Origin of the sequence: Peptostreptococcus sp. D1, assembly GCF_900112955.1 — a bacterium.
Lineage (GTDB): Bacteria > Bacillota > Clostridia > Peptostreptococcales > Peptostreptococcaceae > Peptostreptococcus.
Genome location: NZ_FONP01000011.1, coordinates 1 through 11,778, shown reverse-complemented (window position 1 = coordinate 11,778; position 11,778 = coordinate 1). Strand labels below are relative to the sequence as shown.

Here is an 11,778-nt window from a genome sequence, read left to right as displayed (position 1 = left end):
AAATCATTAATATGTTATGAATGGTACAAAAAGTGTCACAAACGGCAAAAACAGCCCCAGCAAAATTCGACTGGAGCTATAAAATTAAGAATACATTTCAATTATACGGCAATTATTTCCAAATTATAATCATTTTTTAAATCAATTTCCTTAATTATTTTAAAGCTATCATCTAACAGATACAGTTTATTTCTTAATACCAAAACATATCTATCGCCTATCCTTTCGACTGAATAAAAAGATTTATCTAGTGTCTTTATCATTTGAAGCTTATCGTTTTTTGTATCAAATTTATACACTATTCCCTTATTAAAAGAAACATCGTTCGTTTCAGTCGTGAAAATATATATGTCATCGCCAACTAAAAATGCACTATTAGCTTTATAATCCATCTTATATGATTTGTATTCTTTTTTTACTTCATCATATACTTGCATCACACCGTTTTCTTTTTGTGAGTTATTTAATCCCCCAACCAAAAAGATGCGATTACCTTTTTTTATTATTGAGTTCGCACTCATAAAATCTCTCTCATCCATATAATATGAATACTCTTTTTTTAATGTATCTTTATCAAAACAGTATATTGCACTACGATCACTTTTACCTAATATTTTAGAATATGAAGCATATAGCTTATTACCAATTACTTTTGTATATGGAGAAAAACCGGACTCATCAAAGGTAAAAGCTGCCTCTATTTTTCCATCCATGCCTATTTTAAACAAATCACATTTTCCGCTCCAATTATATGTTGTGTATATACTATCTTTGTCGCAACTAACAGTGTCCGTTAGCGTAAGTGGCGTATTGATGTAGCTAATATCGTTCTTTGTCGTGTCATATTTCAATATCTTTTTTAAATACTCCGAAGAATAAGCATTCATAAATTCAGTCGTAATATAAATATTCTTTCCATCAGAATCAATATTTTTAAAACCTTTGGCAATTGACTTGACATCTACTTTTTTCTCGGCAATCACATTCAAATCGGAATCCAATTTAATAATTTTTGAATTTGATTGTGACGGATCTGACTGTATTACATACAAGCTTTTTTCACTATTGTTATTCGCCACGTTACCTTGCTTGCAAGCAGATAATGAAAATATACATGATAAAGCTATGCTAATAGCCAGCAATTTGTTCTTCAAAAAAATCCCCCCCTCCAATAATACTTAATTTCAGAAAGTTTCAATTTAAAATAAAGCACTTTATTAATTCGAACTTTATCATAATAAAATCTATATGTCAATACATTTACTACACCATGATAGTGTCAATTTTAAGTGCTTTCATTTTAGTTATCATATTTGGCTATGAAAAATCGATAACGGAGACAATAATCTAGCCATTATCGTTTTCTTGACGTATTAAAATTAACAAGATTATCTATTTTTTCTTACAAAGCAAAAAGGACCTCCATTATGGATTGGTCCTCTTTGTTTTATATAAAGAAATATTGTGTGAGCAACTTAAATGTAATACATCATTCGTTCTTCATTTTCAGCTATATTCATTTTATCGCTAAGCTTAATAATCTTGGAATCCTCTACTATTCTTGTCCTGACTACCTTTGCTGGTATACCAACTACTGTAGAGCAATCTGGAATATCTTTTAGCACTACGCTATTTGCACCAATTTTTACATTGTTTCCGATATTAATAGGTCCCAAAACCTTTGTTCCTGCACCAATAAACACATCATCTCCAACTGTAGGATGCCTTTTACCTGTATGATTTCCAGTTCCACCCAAAGTTACGCCATGAAAGATGACAACTCTGTTTCCAACCTCGGCAGTCTCACCAATTACAACACCCATTCCATGATCTATCATTATGCTGTGACCGATTGTTGCTCCGGGATGAATCTCTATACCTGTCAAAAACCTTCCAATTTGAGATATTAGCCTAGCAATAAACACAAGCCCCAGCTTGTGAAGCGGATGAGTAATACTATGTATCAACAGTGCATGCACTGATGGATACAGTATAAAAACCTTCAATCTATTAAAAAACCTTATCTTTCCGAAATTTGCAGCAGCATCATTCTCAAGTATGTAATCTATATTTTTTATTAGTTTCATCACAAACACCTCTTAATTTAAATCTTTTTGTACCATACTAGAATAGATTCATTGATAAATATTTTTCTGCTCCATCTGGTGATATTGTTACTATTTTTTTATCTGGGAATTTTTCAGCCAGCTTCTTAGCCGCTGCCACATTTGCCCCTGATGAAATACCTATCATTATACCTTCTTTATTAGAAACCTCTCTAGCAGCATCAAATGCTTCATCATCAGTTATTGTCAACACTTCATCTACAATCGATCCATCGTATATCTTCGGAATAAAGTTTGCTCCTATACCTTGTATTTTGTGTGATCCAAACTTATTTTCGCTTATTAACGGTGATGCTGCCGGCTCAACACCAAAAATCTTAATATTTGGATTCTTCTCTTTCAAATATCTTCCAACTCCAGATACTGTTCCACCTGTTCCTATACCAGCCACAAAAATATCTGCATCAGGAACATCCTTTAGTATTTCAGGTCCAGTTGTCTTATAATGATAATTTGGATTATCCTGATTATCAAACTGTCCTAAAGACTTATATTCTCCAGTTTTTAATAGCTCATTCATCTTGTCTATCGTTCCCTGCATTCCCTTTGCAGCTTCTGTCAAAATAAGCTCTGCACCATATGCTTTTATCAAGGCTCTTCTTTCAACACTCATCGATTCTGGCATTATGATTGTTACATCATAGCCTCTGTTCCTTCCTATCATCGCTGTTGCTATACCTGTGTTACCACTTGTAGCCTCGACAATTTTATCTCCAGACTTTAATTCTCCTCTTTCTTCCATCCCAAGAATCATACCTAATACTGCTCTATCCTTTACAGATCCGCCTGGATTCTTTCCTTCCAATTTTAAATATATATTTTCATTTACTCTTGCTATATTAACTATTGGTGTATTTCCTATTAATTCAACTACATTCTTTTTCATAATTCTTTTCCTTTCAAAATTATATTCAAAATTACATTTAAATTTTTATTATATTAAATTATTATTCAAGTATTTAAACCAATCTATGTACGCATGGATTTTTAAACATGAAAATCCAAATAAATGTACCAAAAAACACGGCAACAAGTACATAGCTGCAATCCAACACTAATTCACATATTCAAATTTTTACCTAATTATTTTTTACTTTAATTTTTTAATTCTAATTTGGGTTTATACATAGAACATTCAATAGATAGAATGTATGCTCAAAGACTATAACTATTCACCCAGCTCAGACAACTTATCAATTTGTTGTCATCGTCAAGGTAAACAATTATACAAAAGATTATCTACAACAACAGCAACAACAAGAAGAAAATTCTCCGAAAACAATGCTTATTAAATTTTTCGATACTATATTCTTCATGTCAGCTTCTCCTTACTGTAAAATATTATTTTTAATTCCGATTAAATTACTAGGAATTAAATACAATTCTATACCTATTAAATACTTTTGTCAATATGTTTTTTATATTTTTTTACTTTTTTATGACTTTTTTGAAAAAAAGCTCTTATTATCAATAAATTTTATTAATCTAATATCAGCAATATCAAATGTTACAAACAAAAAAGGAGCTTGTAAATCAGCCCCTTAAATACAAACTACTTTTTTTTAGTTAAATTTGATATTGTGGTCTTAACACTCTCATGCTTTATTGCCTTTGGATCAAAGCCTATTATTTTAAAAGTATTTTGAACCAAAAAACCTATCGACAAAACTGCAATTACCGTTCCGACTCCTAGCATTCCTCCCAAGAAATAACCTCCAATAGCTGCGACAAATTCAATGATGCTTCTACATATACCTATTGATAATCCTAACTTTCTGGATAGAGCAACCATCAACCCATCTCTTGGTCCAGCACCAAATCCTGGCGAAATATAAAAATATGTTGCAAATGCTATAATTTCCAAACCGATCAGCAACATAGCTATACCTTGTAAAAAGCTCTTTCCTACTGGCAAAAAATCTAGCTTAATAATTATGTCGATAAATACACCTATCAATATCATGTTTAATATTGTACCAATACCAAATTTTTCTCCCAAAAGTGAAGTTATTATCACTATTATAAATCCTACTGATATTGATATAGTCCCTAGTGACAAACCAGTTGCTTTGGAAACACCTACATGAAATACATCCCATGGAGAGTATCCTATATTGGCATTTATGGTTACCATAATTCCCAACGCATATAAAAATAGTCCTACAATTAGCTTGCAAAGTCTCTTAAAAAAATCCATAAAATGCCCTCCAAAAATAATATATCCAACAAAATAGCGGTATAAAAAGCCTAAATGCTCTTTATACCGCCACATTATATCATATTCACTTAGATTGTCAAGACTGTAAATATAGTATGCACACCTAAAAAACAATATATGCACATAGATCTTAGCAAATACTATTATTGTTTATATCATTCAAGCTATAAACCTTCATCAGCTCAGAGCTCACGTGTTTTCTGTTTACAGCAACCATTGCTTTTAATGTGTCTAATGATGTCATAATTTCCGTCTGAAATTCTATCGCAGTTCTTCTTATTTTAAATCCATCTCTAGTTGAATCATTTCCCTTTGTAGGTGTATTTATTACCAAATCAACCTGCTTATTTCTAATTACATCCAAAATATTCGGTCTTGGTTCTTCAACCCTATTTACCACATCACAGCTGACACCAGCATTTATTAGAGCCTTCGCAGTACCTTCTGTGGCAATAAATTGGTATCCCAACTCACTCATGCCCTTGGCTATTTCGATAAATTCTTCCTTATCGTTGTTGTTTATAGTTGCCAAAACCTTCTTGTTTTCATCTGATACTCTTTGACCTGATGCCAAAAATCCTTTGTATAAAGCCTCTTCTAGAGTTTCTCCTACACCCAATACTTCTCCTGTTGATTTCATTTCTGGTCCAAGACTCACCTCTACCTTTGATAATTTTGACATTGAGAATACAGGTACCTTTACGCATATATGCTTTGGAGTTTTATATACACCAACTCCGTACCCCAAGTCCTGTAGTCTTTCGCCTAGCATACACCTTGTCGCCAAATCCACGATTGGAACACCACTGACCTTTGAAATATACGGTACGGTACGGCTCGCTCTAGGATTTACCTCTATTATGTACAGCTCATCCTTGTACTCAATAAACTGAATATTTACCATTCCTATTACATTTAGATTTAATGCCATCATTTTTGTATATTCATAAATCTTATCCTTTATCTTGTCAGAAATTCTCTGACTTGGGTACATCGTGATGCTATCTCCAGAGTGAACACCTGCTCTTTCAAGATGCTCCATAATTCCAGGTATCAGTATATCTTGACCATCGCATATTGCGTCGACTTCTATTTCACGACCTGTTAGATACTTATCTATTAGAACCGGATTTATAGCATCTCTTTCAAATGCATCTTCAAGATATTGAGTTAGTCTAACCTCGTCATAAGTGATTTCCATTCCTTGTCCACCAAGAACATAAGATGGTCTAACCAACACCGGATAACCTAATTCCGTAGCTACTTCCACACCTTCAGAAACCGACCACACACCTTTTCCCTTTGGTCTATTGATATTTAATCTTTCCAAAAGATCGTCAAACTTTTCTCTGTCCTCTGCCGCATCTATATCCTTGAAATCTGTTCCAAATATTTTCACATTTTTTTCAAAAAGGAATTTTGCCAGCTTTATCGCAGTCTGTCCTCCAAACTGTAATATCACACCATCTGGATTTTCTTTTTTGATGATATTGTAAACATCCTCCTCAGTTAATGGTTCAAAATACAGCTTGTCGGATGTATCAAAGTCTGTACTAACTGTTTCTGGATTGTTGTTTATAATTATTGTTTCAACACCTAGCTTTCTTAGAGATTTTACGCAGTGAACTGAACAATAATCGAACTCTATTCCTTGTCCTATTCTGATTGGACCAGAGCCCAATACGATTATCTTCTTTTTATCAGATACTTCAACCTCATCAAACTGTTCGTATGTTGAATAATAGTACGGTGACAGTGCTTCAAATTCACCACCGCAAGTATCTACCATTTTATATGATGGTTGAATCTTGTACAATGATCTTAGCTCTAAAATATCTTCAGAATCTATTTTCATCAAATCGCTTATTCCCTTATCAGAAAATCCCTTTTTCTTTAGCTCCAAAAGATAGTCCTTTGAAATATCTTCAATACTCATTACCTTTAGCTTTTCCTCTTGCTCGACTATCCATTTAAACTTATTTAAAAACCATTCATCCATGCCAGTTATTTGAGATATCATTTCTATTTTGTAGCCTCTTCTAATCATTTCAGCAAGATCAAAAATTCTCTCATCATCTGGAACTACTATACTCGCCTTTAATTCTGATAAATTTTTAAGCTCAGATGCCTTGTGTACCAATGAGTATTTTCCAGTTTCAAGCGATCTAATCCCCTTTAAAAATGCCGCCTCAAAATTTGCCCCTATACTCATTATTTCACCAGTTGCCATCATCTTTGTTCCAAGCTTTCTGTTTGCGTGCTTGAATTTATCAAATGGCCATTTGGGAATCTTCACGACTACATAATCAAGAGTCGGTTCAAAACAAGCATTAGTTTTCTTTGTAACAGCATTTTGAATCTCATCAAGCGTATAGCCAAGAGCTATTTTTGCTGCGACCTTGGCAATTGGATAACCTGTTGCCTTTGAAGCAAGAGCAGATGATCTGGAAACTCTCGGATTAATTTCTATAATGGCATATTCAAAGCTATCTGGATTAAGAGCTATCTGCACATTACAACCACCCTCAACACCTATGGCATCAATTATATCCAAAGATGCCGTTCTCAATAATTGATACTCAACATTTGAAAGAGTCTGACTAGGTGCAACTACTATTGAATCACCAGTATGAACACCTACTGGATCTATATTTTCCATATTACAGACAGTTATACAGTTGCCGTTAGAATCTCTCATAACCTCGTATTCTATTTCTTTCCATCCCTTGATGCTCTTTTCTATCAAGCACTGAGTTACTGGGCTTAGCTGAAGTCCATGAGTCAAGGTTTCTCTCAGTTCATCTTCATTGTCAGCAATACCTCCACCAGTACCCCCCAACGTATACGCCGGTCTAACAACAACAGGATATCCTATCTTTTTGGCATAGCTCAAACCGTCTTTAAGAGTAGTAACAATATCACTTTCAATTACCGGCTGACCTATTTCATTCATCACTTCTCTAAATGTATCTCTATCCTCGCCCTTTTTAATCGATTCAACAGAAGTACCGATTATCTTTACGCCATATTTATCCAGAATACCCTTGTCGTACAATTCTACAGCCAAATTCAAGCCAGTTTGCCCACCCATGCCAGCAAGCAAGCTATCAGGTCTTTCTTTAGCAATAATCTTTTCAATAAAGTCTATTGTCAATGGTTCTATATATATGTGATCTGCTATTTCCTGATCTGTCATTATTGTCGCAGGGTTTGAATTTATCAATACAACCTCTATACCCTCTTCCTTTAAAGCCTGACAAGCCTGAGTTCCTGAATAATCAAACTCTGCTGCTTGCCCAATAATTATTGGACCTGATCCAAGTACTAATGTTTTCTTTATACTATCTATTTTAGGCATATTTTTTCTCCTTTTCTGTATCTCTAATTCTACTCTGCTAATTCCATAAATTTATCAAATACATATTCAGAATCATTTGGTCCAGGACACGCTTCTGGATGGTACTGAACGCTGTAGATAGGTAAAGTATTATGTCTCATTCCCTCTACAGTATTATCATTTAAATTCACCTGCGTTATCGTCACATTTTCTGGGATTTTTTTTACATAATACCCATGATTTTGAGATGTAATAAATATTTTATTTTCTTCAAAATCTTTCACTGGATGATTTCCTCCTCTATGACCAAATTTTAATTTACCAGTCTTTCCTCCCAGTGCAATCCCCAATATCTGATGACCTAGGCAAATTCCCACAATCGGCTTTTTGCCTATCATATTCTTCACATTGTCCACAATATCTTGAAGATCAGCCGGATCACCAGGTCCATTTGACAAGAATATCAAATCCGGATTAGTATTCAATATCTCATCTGCTGTAGTTTCTGCAGGGAAAATAGTAATATCACAGCTTCTCTTTTTGAAGTTTCTTATTATATTTTCCTTAACTCCAAAATCCATAATTGCTACTTTTTTGCCAATTCCTGGTATATGTTCAATTTTTTTTCTTCCCACTATTCTAACTGCTTGTGTATTGTCATACGCATCCAATCTGCTCTGAATATCTCTTAGCTTTGAATGCTCCGTAGTGATTATACCTCTCATAGTACCTTTATTTCTAAGTATTTTTGTCAATGCTCTTGTATCAATTCCCTCTAAGCCTATAACTTTACTTTGCTTTAAATATGTATCCAAGTCCATTTCACATCTAAAATTTGAAGGTAAATCACTCTTTTCTCTTACTATAAAGCCACTGACTTTTACGCTTTCAGATTCTTTATCTTCCAAATTTATCCCGTAATTTCCTACCAACGGATAGGTTATAGCTACTATCTGACCATAATATGATGGATCCGTCAGTATTTCCTGATAACCTGTCATAGATGTATTGAATACTACCTCACCCACGCTATCTTCAACGTATCCAAAAACCTTGCCCACAAATATAGTTCCATCTTCTAAAATTAATCTGCCTTTCATTTAAGCCTCCCGATTATAATACTGATTCTATTTCTTTTACTATTTTATCCGCCAATTCGCTTGGATTTTGAGCTCGAGTTATCGGTCTTCCAACAACTAAAACACTAGCACCATTCAAAATTGCCTCACCAGGGGTTACAACTCTCTTCTGATCCCCTACCTCTATACTAGCTGGTCTAATTCCTGGGCAAACCGTAACAAAATCCTTACCACAAGCGTCCACTATCTTGCTCACTTCCCTTGCAGAGCAAACTACCCCGTCAAGCCCTGCCTCTTTTGCCAATTTCGCTCTTTTTATTGCCAGCTCTTGAGTGTTCATATCACATCCAATATCTTTTAAATCATTATCGCTAAGAGATGTCAAAACAGTTACTCCAACTATCAACGGTTTCTCTATTCCCAATCTCTCAGATTCTGATCTTGCTACATCGGCACATTGTCTCATACCTTCGATATCTGAAACATGGATGGTCATCAACCAAACTCCATCTCTAATAACTGCCTTAACAGCAGATTTCATCGTATTTGGAATATCATGAAACTTTAAATCCAAGAATATTTTCTTGCCCTTGGATTTAAGATAATCTACAGTTTTGCCCCTAGAGGCAATATAATTTTCAAGACCAACCTTGAATATATCAACGCTATCCTCCAAAGAATCTATTAGTTTTACTGCTTTCTCATAATCATCTGTGTCTATAGCCACGATTAATTTTTCCTTGCCACTTATCATATTTGCTCCATTCCGATTAAGCCTAGCAAATTTACATAAAAAAATGTCCCTACACCAGAGTGTAAGGACGGTAATAACCTACATAAAGTATGCCAAAAAGTATAGAAAAAATCCATACGACGATATCTTATACAAATCTACAGTTTTATCCTTTCCAGTCTCTCTGGACCAGCTTAAAAGACTTAATCTATTAATTTTTATGCCGTCGTGTCACAGCACGACCCCTCTTGCATATATCTCAATTAGGATATCATAATATAATACTTTTTTCAAGTGATTATTTCTATTTTTTTAATCATTATTCTTAGTTGTCAACACATATGTTACACTAATAATATAATGATTAAAATTTTAAAAAAGTATTGACTTTATTTATTTTTTGTGTTATTTTGTGCTCAAATTACAACTTATTAATTTTTTATTTAAATTTTTTAAAAAGGAGGTTTTTTATATGCTAAACAAGCAAATCGGTCGTGGAACTATTTTATCGTTATTTTTGATTCTATCTTTAACTACCAGTGTATTTTCTGATACGGTTGATATACAAGAACAAGAAGAACAAAAATTAAACTCTGACAATCTTCTAATTTTGAAGAAACAATAAAAACATTCATTTCTGAAGATTACAATTTCAATGGCGGTAATAATGTTTTTTCAACTGTTGGTAATGACAATTTTAAAAAATATCTGAAAATGAGAAATGAAATCAAAGAGTTAAATAATAAGAACGATAACTACATCTCTTATAATAATAACTACGAATTTAAGTTCGCTAATTTACAGAAAAAAAATGATATTGTAACGGCAAATGTTGAAGTAACAGAAGAATTTACCTATGATATACCAACGGCTCAAGGAGAGAAAGCGATGGTTAGAAATGACTATGAAGTCATTTTGCAAAAAAAAGGAAATACTTATTATATTTTGTCAGCAAATATTGATACTGATGCCGATCCTATCGATGGAGAATTCAATGCAAATAAGGAATTAGGTTATATAAAAGACGATGGTACAGATAACTCTAGACAAAGTATAAACTCTGATGATATTAGCAATACTTTTATTGAAAGTAACCTATATAAAATCAATAATAGAATGAATGAAATAAAAATAAGTATAAGTAACAAAGATACATCGGAAAAATGATTACACCCGTTTCAATGAGAGCAAGCTATGAAAACGTTACCGATAATCAAAGAAATATTATAAGAGACTATGCTAAAGAATATGCATTTAAAAGAAACCCAAACTATCTGAGTTTCGAAAATGATTGTGCTAATTTTGCTTCTCAAGCTTTAAGGAAAGCTGGTGGTAGAGCTGACAAAAATCACAAAATATGGATTGATAACAAATACAGGACATGGTCATTATAACCTGATTCATTCCATATTCAACCAACCTATGGTGATGCTTGGGCACAAGCTCATTATTTAAGAGCATTTATAGTTAGAAATTATGGTGGATATAGAGGACCGGGAGGTCACGGATATCAATATGGATCTACTTTAAAATTGGGTGATTTATGCTTCCTTCATAACGGAAAAAGTTGGTTTCACACATATATTGTAGTTAGACCCGGACCTAACTTTGGAGTCGCAGCACATACTAAAGACAGATACAATGTACCAATAAATGAGGCGGGAAAAATACCAGGTACAAATAATGATTATGAAAGGACATATATTCATATAGCTACACTAAACTAAATATAATTTTTATGAAAATGAGGTTTTAATTATGAAGAAAAAAATCACTGTGATTATTACGATTTTAATACTTGCCTTTATAATATCCCACATAAGTCCAAGTATTGCAATTAGAACTCGGCTTATTACTCTATTTAATGGGAATGCTATCGAATTAGTTTTTTCAGACATTCATGAAATAAACCAAAAAGATACATCAGCTGAAAAAAAGTTCTTTATAATTAAGGAAGATGTAAAGCATAATTCATTAGCAAATGATTATGTGTGGGGTGTTACAAAAAAGGGATTTTTATATTTTGCATACCCTATTGGTAAAGGTTAGTATTTTTCACCTATAGTGTGAATAGCTATTGTAAAATATGAGTAGTTTATAAAATCAAAACAAATGGGAGTATCTACTTCTTCTGAAATGAAGCAAGTCAATACTCCCATTATATCTACTAGGTATATTTAATCTTAGTTGTCAACACATATGTTACACTAATAAGAAAGTTTTTTCCAAATTTACATCTTCAATCTAAAAATTAAAGGATTCGAAGTCAAGGAGAAAAGCTGTGC

General features: G+C 33.2%; 10 protein-coding genes and 1 pseudogene. 4 read left to right on the top strand and 7 right to left on the bottom strand.

The genetic code is table 11. The features are described from left to right. Nucleotides 1-101: 101 nt before the first annotated feature. The 7 genes from BM120_RS08065 to pyrF form a co-directional block, all read right to left on the bottom strand. Nucleotides 102-1,154 carry a hypothetical protein gene (locus BM120_RS08065; protein ID WP_091994795.1) on the bottom strand — a complete coding sequence of 351 codons (1,053 nt, stop codon included), beginning with the start codon at nucleotides 1,152-1,154 and terminating at the stop codon, nucleotides 102-104. Between the two features lie 321 nt (nucleotides 1,155-1,475). Next, nucleotides 1,476-2,087, bottom strand: a complete 612-nt coding sequence (gene epsC / locus BM120_RS08060) for a serine O-acetyltransferase EpsC (protein ID WP_091994791.1) — start codon at nucleotides 2,085-2,087, stop codon at nucleotides 1,476-1,478. A 37-nt stretch (nucleotides 2,088-2,124) separates the two neighbouring features. Beyond that, entirely contained in the window at nucleotides 2,125-3,012 is an 888-nt protein-coding gene (gene cysK / locus BM120_RS08055) for a cysteine synthase A (RefSeq protein ID WP_091994788.1), read from the bottom strand. Nucleotides 3,013-3,678: 666 nt separating this feature from the next. After that, on the bottom strand, nucleotides 3,679-4,323 hold the full coding sequence (locus BM120_RS08050) for a YczE/YyaS/YitT family protein (protein WP_091994786.1): 645 nt from the start codon (nucleotides 4,321-4,323) through the stop codon (nucleotides 3,679-3,681). A gap of 151 nt (nucleotides 4,324-4,474) precedes the next feature. Further along, nucleotides 4,475-7,702 (bottom strand): carbamoyl-phosphate synthase large subunit, encoded by a 3,228-nt coding sequence (carB, locus tag BM120_RS08045; protein WP_091994784.1) that lies wholly within the window; start codon nucleotides 7,700-7,702, stop codon nucleotides 4,475-4,477. Nucleotides 7,703-7,731: 29 nt separating this feature from the next. Continuing rightward, nucleotides 7,732-8,781 (bottom strand): glutamine-hydrolyzing carbamoyl-phosphate synthase small subunit, encoded by a 1,050-nt coding sequence (gene carA / locus BM120_RS08040; protein WP_091994781.1) that lies wholly within the window; start codon nucleotides 8,779-8,781, stop codon nucleotides 7,732-7,734. Between the two features lie 13 nt (nucleotides 8,782-8,794). After that, nucleotides 8,795-9,514, bottom strand: coding sequence for an orotidine-5'-phosphate decarboxylase (gene pyrF / locus BM120_RS08035; RefSeq protein WP_091994779.1), 720 nt, complete (start codon nucleotides 9,512-9,514; stop codon nucleotides 8,795-8,797). A 451-nt stretch (nucleotides 9,515-9,965) separates the two neighbouring features. Here pyrF and BM120_RS10905 point away from each other — a divergent pair, with 451 nt between their 5' ends. The 4 genes and pseudogenes from BM120_RS10905 (at nucleotide 9,966) to BM120_RS08015 (ending at nucleotide 11,542) form a co-directional block, all read left to right on the top strand. After that, nucleotides 9,966-10,118, top strand: coding sequence for a hypothetical protein (locus BM120_RS10905; RefSeq protein WP_177187407.1), 153 nt, complete (start codon nucleotides 9,966-9,968; stop codon nucleotides 10,116-10,118). Between the two features lie 89 nt (nucleotides 10,119-10,207). Further along, entirely contained in the window at nucleotides 10,208-10,660 is a 453-nt protein-coding gene (locus BM120_RS08030; protein WP_091994777.1) for a hypothetical protein, read from the top strand. Continuing rightward, a pseudogene (locus tag BM120_RS11130) lies at nucleotides 10,657-11,220 on the top strand (amidase domain-containing protein). The gene BM120_RS08030 and the pseudogene BM120_RS11130 overlap by 4 nt, the downstream one beginning before the upstream one ends. 31 nt (nucleotides 11,221-11,251) lie before the next feature. Further along, nucleotides 11,252-11,542, top strand: a complete 291-nt coding sequence (locus BM120_RS08015) for a hypothetical protein (protein WP_091994770.1) — start codon at nucleotides 11,252-11,254, stop codon at nucleotides 11,540-11,542. The last annotated feature ends 236 nt before the right edge of the window (nucleotides 11,543-11,778 follow it).

Bases quoted from the DNA above. Each gene is read 5' to 3' on its own strand.
- epsC (WP_091994791.1), bottom strand. From the start codon at position 2,087: ATGAAACTAATAAAAAATATAGATTACATACTTGAGAATGATGCTGCT.
- cysK (WP_091994788.1), bottom strand. From the start codon at position 3,012: ATGAAAAAGAATGTAGTTGAATTAATAGGAAATACACCAATAGTTAAT.
- BM120_RS08050 (WP_091994786.1), bottom strand. From the start codon at position 4,323: ATGGATTTTTTTAAGAGACTTTGCAAGCTAATTGTAGGACTATTTTTA.
- carB (WP_091994784.1), bottom strand. From the start codon at position 7,702: ATGCCTAAAATAGATAGTATAAAGAAAACATTAGTACTTGGATCAGGT.
- carA (WP_091994781.1), bottom strand. From the start codon at position 8,781: ATGAAAGGCAGATTAATTTTAGAAGATGGAACTATATTTGTGGGCAAG.
- pyrF (WP_091994779.1), bottom strand. From the start codon at position 9,514: ATGATAAGTGGCAAGGAAAAATTAATCGTGGCTATAGACACAGATGAT.
- BM120_RS10905 (WP_177187407.1), top strand. From the start codon at position 9,966: ATGCTAAACAAGCAAATCGGTCGTGGAACTATTTTATCGTTATTTTTG.
- BM120_RS08030 (WP_091994777.1), top strand. From the start codon at position 10,208: ATGAGAAATGAAATCAAAGAGTTAAATAATAAGAACGATAACTACATC.
- BM120_RS08015 (WP_091994770.1), top strand. From the start codon at position 11,252: ATGAAGAAAAAAATCACTGTGATTATTACGATTTTAATACTTGCCTTT.